Raw genomic sequence first — 21,013 nt, 5'->3', positions numbered from 1 at the left:
TAAAGTAAAATGAACAAGGACGTAATAACGACAATCCTTGTTCATTCTGCATTTGCTTAGCGGTTTCGGCTTCCTCCCTGCGTACCCGGCGCTTGCTGCGGCTGGCGGTCCTGCTGCATTGGATTGCGTGGACGCGTCACTTGCTGCTGCTTAAATAGCTGGAACCGATTCGGTTGTGACCGACGGGGGAATGCGTTGTTATCCGTATCAATGTCGGCAATCTCCTGGAAAGGGTCCAGCGTCCACTGCACAACTTTTTTATCCGTGGCAATCACTTTACGAATATCAGCATCGTTGAACCGCCAGATTTCGGCCGGGAAACGGGCTACCGAGTCTGTGCCGTCTTCAAACTCCATCCGAACGATGACGGGCATTGGCAAGCCACCCTTATTTTTTAGGCTCAGCGTGTAGAAATTGGTATTCGACTCCGCTAGCTTCCGTTCTTCCGGGCTTAAGGTTGCCAGATAATCCTGATACCTTTTCTTATCAGCTTCCGTTACTTTATACGGGTCGTAGCTGTTGTAGAAGTCCCGCATACTGGTATCTTGTGATACCACCGTTTCTTTCTGCGTAGCTGCATCGCGTTGCTTGCTGATTGTATTGTTGCGGCGTTGGGCTTCGGCGCGGGCTTCGGCTTTGACGATTTCCGGATTTTGCGAATTAACCTGGAACCAGTCAACCTCTACCAAATCCTGATCCACGGGGTCGGTACCGTAGAACCAGCCTTTCCAAAACCAGTCCAGATCGACGCCGGAAGCATCTTCCATCGTGCGGAAAAAGTCGGCTGGCGTTGGGCTTTTGAAGCGCCAGCGGTTGGCGTACTCTTTAAAGGCGTAGTCGAACAGCTCACGTCCCATTACTGTTTCGCGCAGGATGTTCAGCGCCGTGGCCGGCTTCGCGTAGGCGTTTGGTCCGAGAAGAATCACATTTTCACCCGAAGTCATGACAGGCGATAACATGGACTTATCCGACTTCATATAGTCCACAATGTCTCTGGGTTCACCGCGACGGGCCGGGAAGTTATAATCCCATTCTTTTTCCGCTAAGTATTGGCAGAACGTGTTCAAGCCTTCGTCCATCCAGGTCCACTGGCGTTCGTCGGAGTTGACAATCATGGGGAAGAAGTTATGCCCTACCTCGTGAATAATTACCCCAATCATACCGGCTTTTACTTGCTCGGAGTACGTTCCATCCTCTTCGGGACGGCCACCGTTGAAGCTGATCATGGGATATTCCATACCGCCGCCCGCTACGCCGTGGCAGGAAATCGCTACCGGATACGGGTATTTGAAGGTACGTTTACCGTAGGATTTCAGCGTATGCTCAACCGCGCGCGTTGAATACTGCTCCCACAGTGGATTGCCTTCTTTCGGGTAGTAAGACATGCTCCAGATTTTCTTACCATCGCCATATACGTCGGTTTGCATGGCATCCCAGATGAATTTGCGGGAAGACGCAAAAGCGAAGTCGCGAACGTTATCCGCTTTGTAAATCCAGGTTTTCTTACCCGTTGGCTTGGCTTTCTCGGCAGCTACTGCTTCATTTTGATTAACAATGATAACGGGTGTTTTAGACGTAGAGGCCTTTTGCAACCGCTGGAACTGCGTTCCGGTAAGCACTTGCTTGTAGTTCTGGCATTCGCCGGAAGCCGCTACAATGTGGTCGTTGGGCACCGTAATGGCCACTTTATAATTCCCAAAAATGAGCGTAAACTCCGAACCACCCAGGAATTGCTTGTTCTGCCAGCCGTTCACATCGTCGTATTTTGCCAGTCGGGGGAACCAGTGCGCAATGAAGTAATTGTAGTTACCGTCTTTCGGGAAATACTCGTACCCGCTGCGTCCGTAATATTCCGTTACATTAAAATTCCAGTCAAGACCAAACGTGAAGTTCTGACCCGGTTTGAGCGGCGTCGGCAGTTCAATCCGCATCATGGTCTGGTTAATGGTGTATTTCAGCGCTTTACCAGCTTTATCCCGGACATTACTGATTTTATACCCATATTCTTTTTCCGCATCTTTGCCAATGCCACGCGGCGTTCCCATTGTTTGGATGGCCCGCGTGCTCATGCCCTTCGCGTCAATGGAACCTGTTTGCGAAAGGCTGCTGATTGAGCCTTCCTGAAACAAGTTCTGGTCTAGTTGCAGCCAGAGGTATTTCAGCTCGTCGGGGGAGTTGTTAAAATAAGTAACGGTTTCGGAGCCCGTGATTTTTTGCTTGGCATCATCCAGCTCAACCTTGATGTCATAATCAGCGCGGTTTTCGAAATAATCCCGGCCTGGACTTCCAGAGGCCGTCCGAAAGGTGTTGGGTGTGGGCAAGGCTGGTCCGAGTTGTTCAAAACGGTCGTTCGCTTTGAACTGCGGATTACTTGGCATTTGCGCCCGAACACCCAGCGTTAGCGTAGTCAACCCGGCCAGAAGAACAAACGTTCTTAAATTCATAGGGTAGTTGATGATTTAAGTAAGGTGTAATTAGATGAATTGTGTCGGTAAAGTTAACGAAAATTGGCTTTGGGTAGAAACAAATAACCGATAGCACTTACTTCATTAATTCGGCCAAATACTCATTGTTCAGAATTAATGAAAAGGCCATTCCTACCACAATGCCCGAGATAATGAGATTCCAGTCGTGTTTGCGCACCCGAAGTATTTCTATCGCCGCAAAAGCAATGCTAAGGAAAATGGCCACAATCAGAAGCTGGCCTAACTCAAGACCCAGGTTAAACGCCAGCAGGGGCTTGACAATGCTGGTTTCTGTTCCCAACAAACTCCGTAGATAATTGGAAAACCCCATTCCGTGAATGAGTCCAAAGGCCAACGCCAGCCCATAACGTACGCTGGATTTTTTTTCATCGACGGCAAAACGGTTGACCGGAAATTTATGGGAGAAATTCGTAAAAGCAGTGATCAGAATGGTAATGGGGATTAGCAATTCAATCAAATCGGTGCTGTAGTTGATCAGGCGCAACGTAGCCAGAGCCAGCGTGATCGAATGGCCAATGGTAAAGGCGGTTACTAAAATTAATACCTGTTTCCATTGGTTAAGCGTATAGATGGTGCACAAAGCGATGACAAACAGAATATGATCGTATCCGCCGGGATCGGTGATGTGGGAGAAGCCAAGTTGAAGATAAACCCAGAATTCACTCATGCGTAAAATTAAAGTTAGGTTGGGAGATAGCGCTAAATTAACAAAGATTGTACCGCTTCTTGTCCGAAAAGTGATCTTAACCGGAATTTAAAGCAGGAAGCAAAGAAGACAATTAGCAAAAAAAATCGTTTTACGGTAGATGATTAGCAAATAGTGCTTTTCTGTCGTCGGGTTTCTTTATTATTGCAACCGAATTAATTGCAATAATTTGCAAATTGGTAGCGTTTCAAACCCAAACGCTCTAAATCAGTAAATTGCAGTTATCTGGTATATCCATAAATCTGTTTAATCCCCATTTATAAATGATTCTGCTACAAGCATCGCCAGCGATTGATACAACAGCAACTGCGGCACAGGCTCAAACCCAAAGCATTCAACTGTTCGATTTGGTGGCAAAAGGGGGATGGGTTATGATTCCCATTAGTATTTTGTTTTTCCTTACGCTGTACCTGATTATTGAACGCTGGCTGTTCATCCGGAGCAACACGAAGGTAGACGACAACTTCATCGACAATGTAAAGGACATGGTCATGCAGGGGAATATCAAGTCGGCCGAGTCGTTTTGCAAAAACCAGCGGAATTCCATTGGCCGTATTTTTGAAAAAGCCGTGGGTCGCCTGGGTTCACCCATCAAGGACATTGAAGGAACGCTGGAAACCGTCGGCCAGATCGAAATTTCCCGGCTGGAGCGCAATCTGGGTTATCTGGGAATTATTGCCGGTATCGCGCCGATGCTCGGTTTTATCGGTACGATCTCGGGGATCATCCGGATTTTCTATGACATTTCGCTATCCGATAACATCAGCGTGGGGATTATTGCCGGTGGTCTTTACGAAAAAATGATCACGTCGGGTGCGGGTCTGGTGGTCGGTGTAATTGCCTACACGGGCTATCACCTTCTGAACATGCTGATCGAAAAATTCACGCTAAAGCTGGAAATCAACGCCTTCGAGTTTATGGAAGTGTTGCAGAAACCAACCGAAGCACGGGTACGATAAGCCATTTTAAAGTGTACGGTTTAACGGCTGCTGGTTCAGCATTGACCAATAACCATCAAACGTTTTCTAACCTTGAAATTCCGTCGGAAAAATAAATTTGCTGCTGAGGTAGCTACCTCCTCGCTGAACGACATCATGTTCTTTCTGCTGTTGTTCTTTTTGATTATTTCGACCGTTGCCAATCCGAACGTCATCAAGCTTTTATTGCCAAAAGCGTCGTCGGCGCAGCAGGTTGCGAAAAAACAGGTTACGTTGTCGGTCGATGGCGAAAAAAACTACTTCATCGACAAACGCCCCATCGACAAAGCGAACCTGGAAACAGAAATGCAAACCATTATGACGGGTATTGCCGAGCCAACCATTGTGGTTCGGTTTGACAAGTCGCTAACGGTACAGGATCTGGTCGATGTGCTGCAAACAGGGGCCAAATTGAACATCAAAATGGTCATGGCTACCGCCAAATAGACTATAGAATGCCTAAGACAAAAAAGCCGACGTGAGTCGGCTTTTTTATTGGTAGGTGTCGAAACCAGTGGATTTCCAGCTAGTTGGTTTGTTCTTGCGCTGCTCGACCTGCCAGACGGAAACGCCCGGAAAACGCTTCAGCAGTTTCTTGCTTTTCCGAATACGAGCCACGCTGAAAACTTTAGTCAGCGCATCGGCCCGCACGCCGTCGGGGGCAATAACTGTTGTCCAGGCATGTTGGCGCAGCCCAATGCCCGTTCGCGGGTCAAGCAGGTGGGAGTAGCGTTTCCCCTCGTGTTCCAGGTAACGATGATCGGCGCCGGAGGTGGTAATGGCAATATTTTTCAAATAGAGCTTCAGCGTATCGGCACCTATTCCGGTCTGAATGCGCCAGCCGCGCTCACCGGGCGGCGGATCACTCACCAGAATATCACCGCCAATATCCAGCAAAGCAGATCGAATGCCGTGGGTCCGTAAAACGGCCATGCCTTCGTCAATGGCGTATCCTTGCCCAATACCACCAACATCCAGCCGCATGCCAGCCCGCTTTAGCTTGACTGCTTGCTTAAGGGAATCCAGTTCGATAAGCCGGTAATCAACCAAACGATGCGCTTTGCGAATATCGGCCTTACTGGGAAAAACTTTCCGGCGAACCGCTCGCCGCCATAATTGCGCCAGTGGGCCAACCGTAGGATCAAACAGGCCATCCGAAGCCTTGGCGATACTAACAGCTTTTTGCAAAACCGCAAACAGGGACGGCGAGACCGGAACCCACTGGTTGGTGCCCGCCGTCGCCGACAAGCGATTGATTTCGCTCCCGTCCAGGTAATCGCTCATGACGCCGTTTAGGGAATCCATGCGGGCGTAAACGGCGTTTTTGGCCGTAGTAGCCAGACTGTCGTTGGGCGCGTACAGAATCAGGCCGAAATGCGTCCCAAACAGTCCCCGGTTGTACGCATACCGATTGAGCGGCTGACTTTGCGCCGTTAGACTAATCCACCAGCTCAGCCAGCCAACAATCCAAAAAAGGCGATGGTAACGCAAATTCCTAGTCTTTTCAGATGCGAAAATCAGCGTTGCGTTGCTTTGTTGCGCAGGTAAAAATCAGCCAGTACCAGGGCGGCCATGGCTTCCACGATAGGCACGGCGCGGGGAACTACGCAGGGATCGTGACGGCCTTTGCCCGAGACCGTAACCGAATTACCATCGGCATCGACGCTCTCCTGGTCCTGCATAATGGTGGCTACGGGCTTGAAGGCAACACGGAAATAAATATCTTCTCCGTTCGAAATGCCGCCCTGAATACCCCCCGAATGGTTTGATTTTGTGTGAACTTTGCCGGTTTCGTCTTTATAAAACTCGTCGTTGTGTTCTGAACCAAAAAGCTCCACGCCAGCAAATCCGCTGCCGTATTCGAAGCCTTTCACGGCGTTGATGCTGAGCATGGCTTTACCCAGTTCTGCGTGTAACTTATCGAATACTGGCTCGCCCCAGCCCACGGGTGCCCCCTGAATAACGCAGGAAACGACCCCGCCAATTGAATCACCTTTTTTGCGCGTTTCGTCGATGTAGTCAAACATCTCTTGTGCCATTACCGGATCAGGGCAACGCACGGCGTTTTCTTCGGCCCGGGCAAGGTCTAGCTGCTGGTAAGGCGTTTCCAGCTTTAATTTACCTACTTGCGACACATACGCCTGAATCGAGACGCCCTGCTGTTGCAGCAGCAACTTGGCAATGGCACCCGCCGCTACCCGAGCCGCCGTTTCGCGTGCGGAGCTGCGTCCGCCGCCCCGGTAATCGCGAATGCCGTATTTTTGCTGGTAGGTATAATCCGCGTGCGAAGGGCGGAACTGCTGGGCAATGTGCGAATAATCTTTACTGCGCTGGTCTTCGTTCCAGATCACCAGGCTGATGGGAGTACCGGTTGTTTTGCCTTCGAATAAACCGGATAAAACCTGAAATTCGTCTTTCTCGCGCCGCTGCGTCGTGATGCGCGATTGGCCGGGCTTGCGACGATCCAGCTCGGACTGAATAAAATTGGTATCAAAATCAATACCGGCAGGACAGCCATCGATGACTACACCGATTGCCGCGCCGTGCGATTCGCCGTAAGTAGAAATTTTGAAAAGGGTTCCGTAGGTACTGCTCATGAAATCGTTATTTCTTCCAAAGTAAATAGATCGTTCCCAGAATCATGACCATAATCAGCACATTGGCTACAATTCGTATCAATTCCTGGGGGTTCAGGGGCTGATTGGTGCTGCTTATTTTCTCGATACCAGTATAGATGGAGCCGGGTAAACTAACCTGAACGGTGTCTTCCGCCGTTGTGCTGATGCCGCCGACCTGTATTCGCTGCGTGGCATACAGTGTATCGTATCGATTCCGCTGAGGATCGAAATAGATGAACTGGAACAGCTTTTTCAGGGGGAAAACGCCGTTTTGCCGGGGTACTAGCAGGTACCGAAATCGCTTATATCCCCTGACCGTCCCACCACTCCGGTTGATAGACGTGCTCTCTTCGGGTGGAAAAATGTCAAGTCCGGCGTGTTGTGGCAGGTTTGGAGCGGGTAGCGAAGCGATATTGCCTTCGCCGTCAATGCGCAAATCGTACTGTACACTTTGCCCAACCGCCGGATTGCGGCGGGAAACGTAATCAAAAAGCCGGTACTGGCCCACCGGAACGCGGTCGTTGAGTGGGTGCGGCGGCAAGGCTCTTACGGCAATACTTAAAGGTTTTGAGGCAAACGGGACAATCTCTTTTATGCGCTTGCCTCCGGGCGTGGCCGCTGGTTTGAAGCGCACCATTTGCAAGGCCGCCGTCGGAAATTGAATGGGCTGTTTGTTGAGTGGAAAAAACGTAGCCTGGTAGATGCGATACTCTGTAAATCGCTTGCCGTTGAGCGTAACCGGCTGGCTTTGGACTTCGGCAATTCCGGCATTTTCCTCCCAACAATTCGTGGGGCGAAGCTTTTTTAACAGTTGTTGTAGCTGCTGTTCGAGTTCATAGAAACTTAACTCAAACGGATAGGTTTCGGCCACAAATAGTGCCAATTTTACCGTGAATCCTTCGCCCACGTAAACTGCATTTTTTGACGTAGAAAGCGAAAGGAAAGCAGGGCCGGGAACACTGATTGACTGCGACTGCGGAGCGGTAGAGCTGCTTTGGGCGGTAGCTGAGCCGGGAGGAGTGGTAGCCGCTCTAACGGTGATGGTTGCCCCTTCGGAGCGGATGCTGGTTTCGTCGATTGTAAGCGTGAAAGCAGGTAATTCGTACTGGCCTGTCTTATTAGCCAGGTAATTTTGCGTAATTATTTGAGAAACGATAGACTTTCCGTTCAGTAAATTGGTTGTAACGCTGGTTTCTCGTCCGCGTTTAGTAAAGCCTTTAATATCTGGAAATGTTATGGTGGGGCGGGTTTCGCTGTTTTTTAAAATGACAGAAATGGTGAAAGGCCGTTCAATCGAAATATTCGTCTCACCCAACTCAATGGATATAGGGTTTTCTTGCATTAAGCCACTATGACTGAATGCAACATTGGGCAGGTAATAAATAAATAATACAAAAAAATAATAGAATTTTAAAAGTTTCATTGCTAAATTTGGGGCAACAAAATTCCAAACAAGGCGTTACAGAGATTGGAGTTAAACGCAATTGGATAATTCTGATTGAAACAGTAACGCTCCTAAACCTTCCTACATTCACAAACATAAAAACGTAGCATGCAGTATGGCAACAATGTTAGAGTATATCAAAACTATTCTGCAAAAAGTTAGCTTTGATAAGACTTTGTTTGAAAAAGAACTCAAAAAAGCCATTCGGGACTTAGTGCCTGATGAAGTGAAAGAGTTAAAATCTTGGTGTTATGAAAAATTTAGTAACCTTTACTTGTCTATCTTGAACCGCTGTTTTAGGCGGGTCCGACTATTAAGTTAGTATATAGAAAAACACGACTGAAGCCCGTTTTGCGACGGGCTTCTTTATTTTATCGGTTAAATACTAAACGCTTTCCTGTTATCAAATTGTTAAACTGCCCATTCGCGTAGGCCACATGCCCGGAAACAATCGTGTGTGTAACGGACGAGCTAAAGGTACTTCCCTCCAGCGGCGACCAGCCACATTGGTATTGTATGTTCTCTTTCGAAATAGTGGTCGGCTTCTTCGAATCAACCAGAACTAAATCGGCCCAGTAACCTTCCCGCACATACCCACGCCGGTCGATCTGAAAGCACTCCGCCGGGGCGTGGCTCATCTTCTCTACCACGCGTTCAAGCGTAATTTTACCTTCCTGAACCGCTTGCAGCATCATGGTCAGTGCGTGCTGAACCAGCGGCAGACCAGATGGGGCTTTCCAGTACGTTTGCTGTTTTTCGGGCCAGGTGTGCGGAGCATGGTCGGTGGCAATGATGTCGAGCCGGTCGTCTAGCAAGCCTTCCCAGAGTGCGGTCCGGTTGTGGGGCGCTTTAATGGCCGGGTTACACTTGATTTGGTTACCCAATTGCTCGTAATCATCCGCCGAAAACCAGAGATGATGCACACAGACCTCCGCCGTAATGCGCTTTTGGCTGAGCGGAATGTCGTTGGTAAACAAGCTCAGCTCATCCGCCGTTGAGATGTGCAAAATGTGCAGTCGGGTATTGTATTTCTTCGCCAGACTCACCGCCAGCGACGAAGATTTCAAACAAGCCTGCTCATCGCGAACCAACGGGTGAATGCGGGCGGGGGCGTCTTCACCGTATTGCTGCCGATAGTGTTCGGTGGCCGCCCGGATGGTTGCTTCGTCTTCGCAGTGGGTGGCAATGAGCATCGGACTTTGGCTAAACACCGTTTCCAGCACCTGTACATTATCCACCAGCATGTTGCCCGTCGACGAACCCATGAAGAGTTTAATGCCGCAAACGTTGCGCGCGTCTGTCCGTAATACCTCGTCGATGTTATCGTTTGAGCCACCCATAAAAAACGAGTAGTTCGCCAGCGAAGTCCGTTCGGCGATGGCGTATTTGTCGGCCAGTAAGGTCTGCGTCAGCGCATTTGGAACCGTATTGGGCATTTCCATGAAGGAAGTGGTCCCACCGGCTACGGCGGCCCGCGCTTCCGAAGCAATGGTTGCCTTGTGGGTGAGGCCCGGCTCCCGGAAATGCACCTGGTCGTCGATAACGCCCGGGAGCAGGTATTGCCCCTGCGCGTCAATCACCGTGTCGGCGGTGCGTCCGCTCAGGCCCGTTCCAATCTGTTCGATGAAACCATCTTTTATGTATACGTCAGCATCCCGAATCTGGCCTTCGTTTACCAGCCGGGCGTTGAGAATCAGCAGCGTGGGCATTTTATTGATTTAAGAGGGCGAATTCCTTGGCAAAGTACGTCAGGATGATTTTGGCTCCGGCGCGTTTCATGGCCATCAGCGACTCAAGCATGGCGCGTTCGCCGTCCAGCCAGCCGTTGCGGGCCGCCGCCTTAATCATGGCGTATTCGCCGCTAACGTTGTATGCCGCAATCGGAATGTTGAAGTTATCGTTCAGCAGTTTAATGATGTCCAGATAAGCCAGCGCGGGTTTAACCATCAGAATATCTGCTCCTTCCGCAAAATCCAGTTCGGCTTCGATCAGCGCCTCCCGACTATTGGCCGGATTCATCTGGTAGGTTTTTTTATCGCCAAACTTGGGAGCCGAATTCAGGGCATCCCGGAATGGACCGTAGAACGCACTAGCGTATTTTGCCGTGTAAGACATAATGGAAACATGCTGAAAACCAGCTTCGTCCAGCGCCTTCCGCAGGTAGCCCACCCGGCCATCCATCATGTCGGAAGGTCCGATGATGTCGGCTCCGGCTTCGGCCTGAGCAAGCGTCATTTTACCCAGTACTTCCAGCGTCGGATCGTTCAGGATTTTGCCATTCTCCACAATGCCATCGTGGCCGTCGGAGCTGTAAGGGTCCATCGCCACGTCGGTCATCACCACTAGATCGGGGAAACGGTCTTTGATCGCCCGGACTGACCGGATAAACAAACCGTCGGGATTGTAGCTTTCAGTAGCGTATTTATCTTTCTTAGAATCAGACAGGTTAGGAAATAAGTCGATGGCTGAAATGCCTAAATCGACACATTCCTGTATTTCGTCCAGCAGCAAGTCCAGTGAATACCGGTAAATGCCGGGCATGGAGGCCACTTCGGTCCGAACGCGTTCGCCTTCCGTGATAAACATCGGAAAAATGAAGTCGTTGACGGATAAATTGGTTTCCTGCACCAGATCGCGCATGGCGGCCGATTGGCGGTTTCTACGAGGTCTTCGAATCATGGTGTAAAGTTAAGCCATTAGTTTAAACCCTTCGCCATGCAGGTTGACAATCTGCACCGATTCGTCTTCTTTCAAATACTTCCGAAGTTTGGTGATATAAACGTCCATGCTCCGGGCGTTGAAATACGAATCGTCACCCCAGATGAGTTTCAGGGCAAAGCTGCGACTAAGTGGCTGATTTTTATTTTGAGCAAATAATTTAAGTAACTCTGATTCCTTACTGGTTAGTTTCTGGGTCTGTTCGTTACCGTTCCGCGACAATAGCTGGTGATCATAATCGAAGGAATACGTACCAATCTGGTAGATAGACGATTGTGCTGGTGTGTCTTCTTTCCGGTAGCGGCGCAAAATAGCCTGAATCCGCAGCAAAAGCTCTTCCATGCTGAACGGTTTGGTCATATAGTCGTCGGCTCCCACGCGGAATCCATGAATCGTGTCTTCTTTCATGGACTTGGCTGTCAGGAAAATAATGGGAATGTCCCGGCCCGACATTCGAACCTCCTTAGCCAGCGAAAAACCGTCTTTCTTGGGCAGCATCACATCGAAAATGCACAGATCGTAGGTGTTGGCGATGAACTCCTGCCAGCCCTTGTTTCCGTCCGTTGCCAGGTCCGTATCGTAGCCTTTAGCAGATAAATACTCCTGCAACAATTGACCCAGGTTCGGATCATCTTCTACCAGTAAGAGTTTCGGCATGATCTTGTTCTACATGACGCAGGAGCAGACTGGAAAAGCCACTGCCCACTCCTGCGTCATCAGTTAGTTAACTCGTTTGTTTGTATGGAATAACTACTTCAAATTCGCTTCCTTTGCCGGGCTGGCTTCTGACCCGGATGCTGCCGTGGTGTTCGTCAATCATCTTTTTGACGTAACTAAGGCCTAAGCCAAATCCTTTGACATCGTGCAGGTTACCCGTTGGCACCCGGTAAAATTTCTCGAAAATTCGGTTGATTTGCTCTTTCGACATGCCAATGCCGTTATCAGCAATGGTAACGCTCACGCCGTTTTCCAGGCTACGCGTCCGCAGCGTGATGTTCGGACTTTCGGGTGAATATTTGATGGCGTTGTCCAAAAGGTTGTAAATAATATTACTAAGGTGCACTTCGTCGGCTTCAATCAGTTCGTTTTCCGCCTCAAAATCCATCGTTACCTGCCCTTGTTTCTGCTCAATCTGAAGGCCAATCGTATTCAAAACCCGGACTAGGGTATCGTGAATATTAACTTCTGACAGCTTTAGCTTGACTTCGCCACGATCAAGCAGTGCCATTTGCAACACTTTCTCAACGTGCGTGCCGAGTCTTTTCGTCTCTTCCTTGATAATTCCCATGTAGCGCGTCAGCCGGGACGGTTCTGTGGGGCCGCCTGTCAACTGGTCCTGCGCCATTTCTACCGCCAGTGAGATTGTGGAAATAGGCGTTTTAAACTCATGGGTCATGTTGTTGATGAAGTCATTCTTAATATCCGCCAGTTTTTTCTGCCGGACAATGGTGCTAATGGCAATGTAAAAGCAAGCCATAATGACCAGAACAATTACCGCCGAACTCGCCAGCGTGGCCATCATCTGCCGGAGAATAAACTCTTCCTGATTCGGAAAATAAACGTACAGCATGTTGCCACTTTCGTAGAGATTATTCGGAAAAAGTACTGCCTTGTAGATTTTTCGATCCTCTAAACTGGCTTCAGCTTGATCTTGAGTCCTTTTGTGCGAAGCGAAAAGTAACGCTGGTTTGGCCGATGCAGTGCCCTGCCGCGTCCGAACGCCGTATTCAAACGGAATGGTAATACCCCGCTCCTGAACCGCCCGCTTCAGCAACGTATCAACAATGTAGCGATTCACGCGGCTTTCGATGGGCCGATTCGCAAACAGTAAATCCTGAATAACCTCTTTTACCATTTCCGATTGGCGGGTTGCTTTCGTCAACCGGTCGCTAATCACGGACGAAACGGGCGAGGAGACCGACCCAACGGGAGCGGCATTCCTTTTGCGCGACAATACCTTCCGAACGATCTCTTTCTTAGCCACGGTCACGGGCTTCACCAGCGAAACAGTATCAGGTTGCTCCTGACCAACCATCAGTTTCAATTGACGCTGAAAAACCCGATCGACCAACTGGTTTAAATGCTGTTGCTGGCGCAGTTGCAGGTTCCACAATTCTTCCGGCCCCAGAGCATCCTGCTGACGAATGATGTCTTCCAGAAAGCGTTGTTGTACTTCGGATAGTTTCTGAAAATCAGCGTGCAGCACATCCGAGGGGGAAACCTGGGGGTGGGGCCGTAGCCGCACTGCCCGGTCGCCGGTCAGGCGAAGCGAAGCGTTGGAATTCGACAGCGCGTTCGGGTAGGTAGACTCCCCGACCAGTAGGGATTCACTCGACGGAGCTGAAGAAGGCTCCGTTGTAGGCTGCTGGCGCTGTATTTTTTTGGCAACTGGTTTCCGTTCTTCTACCTTGGCGGGGCGTGCAATGGCCATTAGGCGTTGCTGCTTCTCTTGCTGGCTCAGGCGCTGGCGGGTCAGGTACTGAATTTCCTGCCGTTCGAGCGTCCGAATCACCTCTTGCAGGGCATCCGTTACTTTATAATCGAATTGTTCTTTTTGAAGCGATAGCGCGTTGTTGATCCAGAAAAGTTGCAGAGAAATCAACCCCAACAACCCTACCGTCATCAACACGGCAATCCATCGTATTCGCTGCTTTGTCATTCTTTTATCCCTTGTTCAAGCTCTCAATCAGTTGGATATAAAAATACAACGTCATGGGCCGATGAACAGATACACCGGTATTATTTTAACAAAGTTTATGAATTTGATGGTTCGGATTTAGGAATAATTAACGGTTTATTGAGCTCGAAAACTACCGAACAGGTACCGCCTGTCCGTCCTGAACGGTTGCCTTGCCTGCTTCAAAAACCAAATCAAATCGGCCCAGATAAATACCGGCCCAACCCACCTGATTGATCAAAACCGGCTTTCCGTCGGCGTTCATCACGCTAGCGGGCGTTTCCAGAAACGTGTGCGTATGGCCACCGATAATCAGATCCAGATTACGGCTTTGGGCCGCCAGCCTGCGGTCGGAAATGGTGTTTTCTTTGTAATCGTAACCCAGGTGCGACAGGCAAATGACGTAATTGCATTTCTTGTCGTTGCGCAGCATAGCTGCCGTATTATTCGCCGTTTCGACCGGATCGAGGTACCGGGTTTCTTTGTACAGGTTGGCGGGAATGAGTCCTTTGGGTTCAATGCCCAAGCCAAAAACGCCAATCCGGATGCCCCCCTTGTTGAAGATTTTGTAAGGCTCCGTCCGGCCTTCCATGACGGTATTTCGGAAGTCGTAGTTGGCAATCAGAAACGGAAATTTAGCCTTTGCGAATTGATCCCGCATGTTCTCGATCCCGCCGTCGAAATCGTGGTTTCCGATGGTGGCGGCGTCGTACTGCATCCGGTTCATGGCCAGAATTTCCGGCTCGCCATTGTAGAAGTTAAAGTAAGGCGTTCCCTGAAACAAATCACCGGCATCAAACACCAACACGGCTTCCTGCTCCCGACGAATCTGGTCGATCAGAGCCGCCCGGCGGGCAACGCCACCTTTACCCGCGTTGCGGCTGCCATCCATCGGGAAGGGGTCGAGGCGACTGTGCACGTCGTTGGTATGCAGAATGGTTATTTTCGTGGTTTTGGCTCCTGCCAAGGCTTCGGGCGCCACGCTACCGATAACGGCGGCCGTGCCGAGTAACTTTAGAAAATCGCGTCTAGTTGCGTGTAATGCGTCCATCAATGGTCGGGTTAATGGGTTGGCCGGACTTTCCAAGTTGCCGGAAATAATCAATAAAAGCTTCGCGGATCAGAAAACCGGTATCTTCCCGTTTCTGGGCATTTTTCAGGAAAAAAGCATCGTCGCCTCCTTCGGCAATGTAATCGCTAAGAGCCACCTTGAAAGTTTGGGCGGGTTGCAGGGCGCTGGCCTGGAAGGTGCGGCCATCCGAAAAAGCAATCGATTCAATTCCCGAAGCGTTGGCAACCACGCGGGCACCACCGATGATCAATACGCGTTCGCCCGCTTCCCGACTTATAAAGTGATTCAGGAATTGCAGCAACCCCGGTCCATTTAGGGTGAGGATGGTAATTTTGTTGTCGAAAGGCATCACCTCAAAAATATGACTGACACGAATCGGCCCCTGGGGAAGCGAATTGCGAATACCGCCATAATTCAAGTGCGAAAGATCAATAGCCTGGCCCGTGCGCTGGCGAGCCTGAATCAGTAATGCATCGGCCAGCAGGTTGTTCAGTGCAGATTCCGGCTTGGCTTTATCCAATCGTACCGCCGACTGAACCAGCACTTCATTCATCGTCTGATCAAGTCTCTGACGGTAAGGCTGTAGCATCTGGGAGAGGCTGCTATCGGTAGCAACCGTCTGGTTCACCTCAAGGCGCTGGGCAGTTTGTCCCGTCAGGTGATAGTTTGTCCGGCATCCCGACAGTAGGAGGCAGGCAAGAATTAGTTTACCAAATAGATTTCGCATAGGTCAGGTGAAGACACCTAATAAATCATAAAGAAAGTGGTCGGATGCCGATCAGATATAAATTTGATGCTACGTGAAACCAGCCATTTTGCTTTTTCAAAACGGTAGTCTGCCATTCGCGGGTCGGATAGATGGTGTGTTTGGGATTAAATCCAAAACCAACTTTGGTCGGCATCGTAAAACCTTCACCCTCCGCATCCCAGCGATGCTGAATTTCCAGCGTTTCGCCTTTATCGGTTACTTTGTATTCGAACACGGGCAATTTTGCGTAGTTAAGATACTGATTAAAAATAGGTTTTACATCTCTTTTTAGTTCCCGACTCATCAACTCAATTACTCTTGGGGTCGAAACAACCGAGTGCTTCATGTCCGTGTACACTTGCCGCAGTGCCCGGAACCAAAGATCATCGTCATCCACAACGTGACGCAGGGTGTTCAGCAGCCAGGCGCCCTTGTAATAAATGTCGTTGTCCTGGGCTTCGTAATTAACGCCCAGCGGTCCCAGCATTGGAAACTGATTTTTAACCAGCTTCTTCTGGGTAGCAATGTATTTCTGCGATTGTTCATAGCCCTGGGTACACTCCACATAAATCGACTCCATGTAGGTGGTAAAGGCCTCGTGAATCCACATTTCGGCGTGATCGGCGCAGCTAACGCTATTGCCAAAATATTCGTGGCCGCTTTCGTGAATAATGATAAAATCAAAACCAAACGGATTGTTTTGGTAATTGTTGCCGTAAGCAATGGCGCTTTGGTGTTCCATGCCCCAGTAAGGCGTTTCAACCAGCGCGAAACCATCCCGCCAGAACGGATAATGCCCAAAATGCCACTCGTAGCAATCCAGCATTCCTTTCACCTGCTCGAAGTGGGGCTTCGCTTTTTTAGTGTTGTATTTGAGAACGTAGTAATTCAGTTTGAGGTATTTATGGTCGCGACTCCGGTAGGTATCGGAAAAGTGAACGTAATCGCCCAGATTAAAGGTCACGTTATAACTGTTGATGGGGTAACTAACTGCCCAGACAAACTCCGTCTGGGCTGCACCGACCTCGCGGCGACTCCGAAGCACCCCGTTGGAGACAGCGGTGAGGCCACGTGGCACCCGGAATGTCATCCGCATCGAGTCTGGCTCGTCGGAAAGATGGTCTTTGCAGGGCCACCAGGAACTAGCGCCCAACCCTTCGCAGGAAACACCAACCCAGTCTTTTCCCGTGCTGTCTTTTTTCCACGAGAATCCGCCATCCCAGGGGGCCTTGATGGCTTCGCGGGGCTTGCCGCTGTAGGTTACTTTAATCTCCTGAATTTTTCCAGCGGTTTGCGGCGTGTCCATGGTAATCCAGATAGCGGCGCCTTCCCGCTCGAACTTCAATGCTTGGCCCGCCTGCGTGATGCTCTCAACGGCCAGGTTTTCGAACAAGTCAACCTGCATGCGCGAGAACGGCGTTTTAACCCGGTAGCGTATGATGTTGTGACCAGCAATGGCTTTGGTAGACGGGTTAACAGTCAGATTAAGGTCATAAAAGGTAACGTCGTAGCAAGTGCGTTCGGGGCGTAGCGAGCCACGAAGCGTATCTTGGCGGGTGAATTTCTTAGGTTCAGGAGGTAAGTCAGACGTTTGTGCCTGAAGAATAATCGGACAAAAAAGAAAGACAATGAGTCGTAAATAATGTTTCATGAACCGGCGTACAAGTTGTAGTCAAAGATACAAAATAATCGGGTACGGATCGGGAGCGGCAGGAGAAAGAGGCATTTTTCAGCCTTATTTGACACGCCGTGGATGAAGGGGCTTAAGGGGCTCTTTTTTAGTGATAAAGCGCCAGGCATCAATCCAGAAAGTCGGGTAAATGGTAGCACCAAAACTATAATAGGTTCCGTTATAATGTTGGTTGATAGACGTTTGAAAGACCGAATAGCGGTAGCCAATCTGCGCACTCAGCCCGACCCAGCGTGTGGCTTTCCACTGCGTATAAAGGCCGATCTGAGCTGGTACAAAGAAAGCGCGCTTCGTGCGGTCAAGCTGCACATCCGTCCGGAGGTCGTGGGGCATGGTGGTGGCCACTCCACCGCCGAGTTCAATGGGAATGGTCAGCATCCACCGGTCGTTGTTGATCACATTGCACCAGTATAAGGTGCTGACAAACCACATGTCTGATTCGGTGTAATAATCCAGGTTGATGCGTCGGGCCGCATCTTTGCGCCAATTGATGAGCCTTAGATAGGTGTTATACGAAACCCAATAATAGCCAAGAGTAAGCTGGTGGCGCTTTTTGCCAAAGACAATGCCCGAGTTGATTCCCCAGATATTGACGCGCCGCCGGAGCAGAAAGGAGGTTCGGAAATCGAGGTTAAAGGCAAACGTAATGCGGGGTTTGATACGCCCGGCAGAATCCGGCGCAGGCGTAAGCAGGGTATCCGTAAGCAAGGTGTCCGATCGCCAACCAGGCCTGGTAAAGCGACTATCGGATGCGGAAAACCCGTGTGCCAATCCACTAACGAAAAGAAATCCCAGACAGCCAAAAAAGCCTGACCAACTTTTGATTCGATACATATTTGCTAAACCAAGAGCCATTTGGTTTTGCGGTTAACTTTTCCGGATTGACCGGTTTTAATCAAACGAACCAGAAACCGACTACGTACATAATTTTATAGAAAGAACTAAAAAAGCGCAACTCCGTTTCTGAAGTCGCGCTTTTTTATGAAAAATAGCTGTTTATGGCTTAGTAGCGGTACATCTCCGACTTGAATGGACCTTCCACCTGAACGCCAATATAGTCGGCCTGCTCCTTATCGAGCGTATCCAGCTTGGCACCAACGTGAGCCAGGTGCAAGGCGGCTACTTTCTCATCCAGGTGCTTCGGCAGCACGTATACTTTTTTCTCGTATTTATCCGCGTTGTTCCACAATTCCAGCTGCGCCAGCGTCTGGTTGGAGAACGAGCACGACATCACGAAAGACGGGTGACCCATCGCGCAACCCAGGTTTACCAGGCGGCCTTCGGCCAGCACGATGATTTCTTTGCCATCGATTTCGTACATGTCCACCTGCGGCTTAATGGCCGACTTGGTGTTGCCGTAGGTTTGGTTCAACCAGGCCATGTCGATTTCGTTGTCGAAGTGACCGATGTTACACACAACGGCTTTGTCACGCATCTTTCTGAAATGACGTTCGCGAATGATGTTCACGTTACCGGTTGCCGTCACGAAGATGTTGGCGCGCTCGGCTGCTTCGTCCATCGTGATTACTTCGTAACCATCCATCGCCGCTTGCAGGGCGCAGATTGGGTCGATTTCGGTAACCAATACGCGGCAGCCTACGCCCCGCAGGGATTCGGCGGAGCCTTTACCCACGTCACCATAACCGGCAACAACGGCTACTTTTCCAGCCATCATCAAATCCGTAGCGCGGCGAATGGCGTCTACCAGTGACTCCCGGCAGCCGTATTTGTTATCGAATTTAGACTTCGTTACCGAGTCGTTCACGTTGATGGAAGGCAGGTGCAGCGTTCCATTTTTCATGCGCTCATACAGGCGGTGTACACCCGTAGTGGTTTCTTCCGACAAGCCTTTGATGCCTGCAATCAGTTCTGGATACTGATCGAATACCATGTTGGTTAAGTCACCACCATCATCCAGAATCATGTTCAACGGCTGGCGTTCTTCGCCGAAAAACAACGTCTGTTCGATACACCAGTTAAACTCTTCTTCGGTCAGGCCTTTCCAGGCATACACCGAAATACCCGCTGCGGCAATGGCGGCGGCGGCGTGATCTTGCGTTGAGAAAATATTGCAGGAAGACCAGGTTACTTCGGCACCCAGTTCAACCAGAGTTTCAATCAGAACGGCGGTCTGGATTGTCATGTGCAGACAGCCAGCAACGCGGGCTCCCGCCAGCGGCTTCGACGGTCCGAATTCCTGACGCAGGGCCATCAGACCCGGCATTTCAGCTTCAGCCAGCCGAATTTCCTTGCGGCCCCACTCGGCCAGTGCAATGTCCTTAACCTTATAGGGGACGTAAGTGGACGTTTGTGTTGACATAATACAGTCTACTAAATTTGATGTATAATTGGAGATGCAGATTTTCTCTGGTTGTTAATCACTTACGAAGCTGCTTCCAAATAAAGTACAAAATTAAAAAGCCGTCGGGAGAAAGACTAATTTTGGTCGCAGGGATTTATTATCTGCGCTACCGCAGGACGGGCCGCAGTTTCTCCGCCCAGATTTGGTAGCCTTTTTCGTTCATGTGCAGGCTGTCCGATTTAAATAATTCACCCCGAATCGGTGCATCCGGGCCAGTTCCGTTCAGCATGGGGGTGTACACATCGACAAAAGTAGTTTTCTTGTGTTTAGCCAGATACGCTCGAATCAGGTCGTTGGCTTCCCGCACTGCCGCCTGATGCTTCCGCCGCGAAGGGCTGGGTTTGAGCGAAATAAATACGAAGGGCGTTTTGGGCAGTTTTGTACGAACATGGGTAAACAGGGTCACGAAGCGGTTGTAAACTTCCTGAGCGCTGACGTTGAGGGCAATGTCATTTTCACCCGCATAAACCACAACCTGCTTCGGCTTGTACTTAATAATCACCCGGTCGGCATACCGAATGACATCCGAAAGCTGCGAGCCGCCAAAACCCCGCTGAAGAATAACTTTACCGGGAAAATAACGTTCCATTTCTGGCCAAAGCCGGATGGACGAGCTACCGGTAAAAAGAATGGCATTTTTAGGCGGTTTACTGGAGTTGTCTTTCGCTTCAAAATCCAGAATTTCCTTTTCGAAAGGTGGCTGGGTCTGGGCAAACGTAAACGTGTAAGTCAGTAGAAAAACAAAACCGAAAATAATTGACTTCATGGAGCAAAGGCGTTCAGTGAAAGAAAGCGTAAAAATAAAAAAAGCCCCGTAGACGGCAGACGCTTCTACGGGACTTGTCTTCTGTGAAAAGAAAGAAATAGACGGTAACTACTTTCAACGCAACCTTTTTGTGGTGCTCAATTGATTCAGAGGTTGTTCAGTTCGCCAGCGTAATTCGGTAGAAGAACGGCGATTTAAAATAGGCACCCCCCTTGATCTCGCTTCCTGAATTGGCGTCGGTAAAGCTCCGACCATCGGTTAACCGCATGATCGCGTGAACTTCAAAGGAGTCGTTGGCGGCTACGTCCGTCGCTTTCAGACCGAGCTTTGTCATCAGTTCGGCAGCCGTCAAAACCAACTGCGTCCGTGGATACATCGATACCGAAGCGTCTTTGGTAAAGCTAGCGGCAGGAATCGAGCGCAGATCAACGTACGCTTTAGCGCTGTTGCCGTTCGCGGGTGTATTATCCACAAAACGCACTTGCAGATCATACGAAGCAAGCATAGCTCCCTGCTGCGGGTCAACGGCCTCGATGGTCATGGCAACCTGGGCAGCGGGCAGCGTCGCGATCTTATACGTGATGCCATTGGCGGCGGTAAGGGGCCAGGGAGCCACGGTACGCATGTAGGCACCCGTTTCCAGCTTGAACACATCAATTTTGTCAATCATTTGTGTTTCGCAGGACGCAAAAGCCAGCAGCACACTAAAGGCCAGAAATTTTTTTATGAATCGTTTCATCGTTAAATAC

Annotated in this window: 19 protein-coding genes; 3 read left to right on the top strand and 16 right to left on the bottom strand. The window is 49.9% G+C overall.

Going from position 1 to position 21,013, the window contains the following annotated elements; all coding sequences use genetic code 11:
- Positions 1–56: 56 nt before the first annotated feature.
- Together L0Y31_RS04605 and L0Y31_RS04600 are read right to left on the bottom strand one after the other, a co-directional pair.
- Complete coding sequence (locus tag L0Y31_RS04605; protein WP_407084062.1) at positions 57–2,444, bottom strand: M1 family metallopeptidase; 2,388 nt, start codon at positions 2,442–2,444, stop codon at positions 57–59.
- 97 nt (positions 2,445–2,541) lie between these two features.
- Positions 2,542–3,153 carry a HupE/UreJ family protein gene (locus L0Y31_RS04600; RefSeq protein WP_234735962.1) on the bottom strand — a complete coding sequence of 204 codons (612 nt, stop codon included), beginning with the start codon at positions 3,151–3,153 and terminating at the stop codon, positions 2,542–2,544.
- A gap of 302 nt (positions 3,154–3,455) precedes the next feature.
- On the opposite strand from L0Y31_RS04600, the gene L0Y31_RS04595 reads away from it, so the two are divergent.
- Both L0Y31_RS04595 and L0Y31_RS04590 read left to right on the top strand, forming a co-directional pair.
- A complete protein-coding gene (locus L0Y31_RS04595) occupies positions 3,456–4,151 on the top strand; it encodes a MotA/TolQ/ExbB proton channel family protein (protein ID WP_234735961.1) in 696 nt (231 codons plus the stop codon).
- 72 nt (positions 4,152–4,223) lie between these two features.
- Positions 4,224–4,616: an ExbD/TolR family protein gene (locus L0Y31_RS04590; RefSeq protein WP_234735960.1), complete on the top strand. Its 393-nt coding sequence runs from the start codon at positions 4,224–4,226 to the stop codon at positions 4,614–4,616.
- Positions 4,617–4,661: 45 nt separating this feature from the next.
- Here the strand turns inward: L0Y31_RS04590 and L0Y31_RS04585 are convergent, their stop codons facing one another.
- From L0Y31_RS04585 to L0Y31_RS04575, 3 genes are read right to left on the bottom strand one after another with little or no spacing between them, the layout of a single operon-like run.
- A complete protein-coding gene (locus tag L0Y31_RS04585; RefSeq protein ID WP_234735959.1) occupies positions 4,662–5,660 on the bottom strand; it encodes an FAD:protein FMN transferase in 999 nt (332 codons plus the stop codon).
- 26 nt (positions 5,661–5,686) lie between these two features.
- Positions 5,687–6,766: a chorismate synthase gene (gene aroC, locus L0Y31_RS04580; RefSeq protein WP_234735958.1), complete on the bottom strand. Its 1,080-nt coding sequence runs from the start codon at positions 6,764–6,766 to the stop codon at positions 5,687–5,689.
- A gap of 7 nt (positions 6,767–6,773) precedes the next feature.
- Positions 6,774–8,129, bottom strand: coding sequence for a BatD family protein (locus L0Y31_RS04575; RefSeq protein WP_234735957.1), 1,356 nt, complete (start codon positions 8,127–8,129; stop codon positions 6,774–6,776).
- A gap of 217 nt (positions 8,130–8,346) precedes the next feature.
- Between L0Y31_RS04575 and L0Y31_RS04570 the strand changes: the two genes are divergently transcribed.
- Positions 8,347–8,553, top strand: a complete 207-nt coding sequence (locus L0Y31_RS04570; protein WP_234735956.1) for a hypothetical protein — start codon at positions 8,347–8,349, stop codon at positions 8,551–8,553.
- Positions 8,554–8,602: 49 nt separating this feature from the next.
- On the opposite strand, the gene L0Y31_RS04565 is transcribed toward L0Y31_RS04570, so the two are convergent.
- The 11 genes from L0Y31_RS04565 to L0Y31_RS04515 form a co-directional block, all read right to left on the bottom strand.
- The gene (locus L0Y31_RS04565; protein ID WP_234735955.1) at positions 8,603–9,940 is read right to left on the bottom strand and encodes a dihydroorotase; all 1,338 of its coding nucleotides are present in this window, start codon (positions 9,938–9,940) and stop codon (positions 8,603–8,605) included.
- Position 9,941: 1 nt separating this feature from the next.
- Positions 9,942–10,910 (bottom strand): porphobilinogen synthase, encoded by a 969-nt coding sequence (hemB, locus tag L0Y31_RS04560; RefSeq protein WP_234735954.1) that lies wholly within the window; start codon positions 10,908–10,910, stop codon positions 9,942–9,944.
- A gap of 9 nt (positions 10,911–10,919) precedes the next feature.
- A complete protein-coding gene (locus tag L0Y31_RS04555; RefSeq protein WP_234735953.1) occupies positions 10,920–11,606 on the bottom strand; it encodes a response regulator transcription factor in 687 nt (228 codons plus the stop codon).
- 67 nt (positions 11,607–11,673) lie between these two features.
- Positions 11,674–13,608, bottom strand: coding sequence for a sensor histidine kinase (locus L0Y31_RS04550; protein ID WP_234735952.1), 1,935 nt, complete (start codon positions 13,606–13,608; stop codon positions 11,674–11,676).
- A 151-nt stretch (positions 13,609–13,759) separates the two neighbouring features.
- Positions 13,760–14,677, bottom strand: coding sequence for a metallophosphatase (locus L0Y31_RS04545; protein ID WP_234735951.1), 918 nt, complete (start codon positions 14,675–14,677; stop codon positions 13,760–13,762).
- Positions 14,655–15,425: a 5'-nucleotidase C-terminal domain-containing protein gene (locus tag L0Y31_RS04540; RefSeq protein ID WP_234735950.1), complete on the bottom strand. Its 771-nt coding sequence runs from the start codon at positions 15,423–15,425 to the stop codon at positions 14,655–14,657. Before L0Y31_RS04540 ends, L0Y31_RS04545 begins: the two co-directional genes overlap by 23 nt.
- A gap of 25 nt (positions 15,426–15,450) precedes the next feature.
- Complete coding sequence (locus L0Y31_RS04535; RefSeq protein WP_234735949.1) at positions 15,451–17,097, bottom strand: M1 family metallopeptidase; 1,647 nt, start codon at positions 17,095–17,097, stop codon at positions 15,451–15,453.
- 84 nt (positions 17,098–17,181) lie between these two features.
- A complete protein-coding gene (locus L0Y31_RS04530; RefSeq protein ID WP_234735948.1) occupies positions 17,182–17,844 on the bottom strand; it encodes a hypothetical protein in 663 nt (220 codons plus the stop codon).
- Positions 17,845–18,139: 295 nt separating this feature from the next.
- Positions 18,140–19,456, bottom strand: a complete 1,317-nt coding sequence (gene ahcY / locus L0Y31_RS04525; RefSeq protein WP_234735947.1) for an adenosylhomocysteinase — start codon at positions 19,454–19,456, stop codon at positions 18,140–18,142.
- A gap of 148 nt (positions 19,457–19,604) precedes the next feature.
- The gene (locus tag L0Y31_RS04520; protein ID WP_234735946.1) at positions 19,605–20,264 is read right to left on the bottom strand and encodes a GDSL-type esterase/lipase family protein; all 660 of its coding nucleotides are present in this window, start codon (positions 20,262–20,264) and stop codon (positions 19,605–19,607) included.
- 157 nt (positions 20,265–20,421) lie between these two features.
- On the bottom strand, positions 20,422–21,003 hold the full coding sequence (locus L0Y31_RS04515) for a hypothetical protein (protein WP_234735945.1): 582 nt from the start codon (positions 21,001–21,003) through the stop codon (positions 20,422–20,424).
- Positions 21,004–21,013: the final 10 nt, after the last annotated feature.

It is taken from the genome of Tellurirhabdus bombi (assembly GCF_021484805.1).
Lineage (GTDB): Bacteria > Bacteroidota > Bacteroidia > Cytophagales > Spirosomataceae > Tellurirhabdus > Tellurirhabdus bombi.
This window is presented reverse-complemented; position numbering and strand designations above follow the sequence as displayed.

Bases quoted from the DNA above. Each gene is read 5' to 3' on its own strand.
- L0Y31_RS04565 (WP_234735955.1), bottom strand. From the start codon at position 9,940: ATGCCCACGCTGCTGATTCTCAACGCCCGGCTGGTAAACGAAGGCCAG.
- hemB (WP_234735954.1), bottom strand. From the start codon at position 10,910: ATGATTCGAAGACCTCGTAGAAACCGCCAATCGGCCGCCATGCGCGAT.
- L0Y31_RS04595 (WP_234735961.1), top strand. From the start codon at position 3,456: ATGATTCTGCTACAAGCATCGCCAGCGATTGATACAACAGCAACTGCG.
- L0Y31_RS04545 (WP_234735951.1), bottom strand. From the start codon at position 14,677: ATGGACGCATTACACGCAACTAGACGCGATTTTCTAAAGTTACTCGGC.
- L0Y31_RS04575 (WP_234735957.1), bottom strand. From the start codon at position 8,129: ATGCAAGAAAACCCTATATCCATTGAGTTGGGTGAGACGAATATTTCG.
- L0Y31_RS04515 (WP_234735945.1), bottom strand. From the start codon at position 21,003: ATGAAACGATTCATAAAAAAATTTCTGGCCTTTAGTGTGCTGCTGGCT.
- ahcY (WP_234735947.1), bottom strand. From the start codon at position 19,456: ATGTCAACACAAACGTCCACTTACGTCCCCTATAAGGTTAAGGACATT.
- L0Y31_RS04520 (WP_234735946.1), bottom strand. From the start codon at position 20,264: ATGAAGTCAATTATTTTCGGTTTTGTTTTTCTACTGACTTACACGTTT.
- L0Y31_RS04600 (WP_234735962.1), bottom strand. From the start codon at position 3,153: ATGAGTGAATTCTGGGTTTATCTTCAACTTGGCTTCTCCCACATCACC.
- L0Y31_RS04605 (WP_407084062.1), bottom strand. From the start codon at position 2,444: ATGAATTTAAGAACGTTTGTTCTTCTGGCCGGGTTGACTACGCTAACG.
- L0Y31_RS04550 (WP_234735952.1), bottom strand. From the start codon at position 13,608: ATGACAAAGCAGCGAATACGATGGATTGCCGTGTTGATGACGGTAGGG.
- L0Y31_RS04570 (WP_234735956.1), top strand. From the start codon at position 8,347: ATGGCAACAATGTTAGAGTATATCAAAACTATTCTGCAAAAAGTTAGC.
- L0Y31_RS04535 (WP_234735949.1), bottom strand. From the start codon at position 17,097: ATGAAACATTATTTACGACTCATTGTCTTTCTTTTTTGTCCGATTATT.
- L0Y31_RS04555 (WP_234735953.1), bottom strand. From the start codon at position 11,606: ATGCCGAAACTCTTACTGGTAGAAGATGATCCGAACCTGGGTCAATTG.
- aroC (WP_234735958.1), bottom strand. From the start codon at position 6,766: ATGAGCAGTACCTACGGAACCCTTTTCAAAATTTCTACTTACGGCGAA.
- L0Y31_RS04540 (WP_234735950.1), bottom strand. From the start codon at position 15,425: ATGCGAAATCTATTTGGTAAACTAATTCTTGCCTGCCTCCTACTGTCG.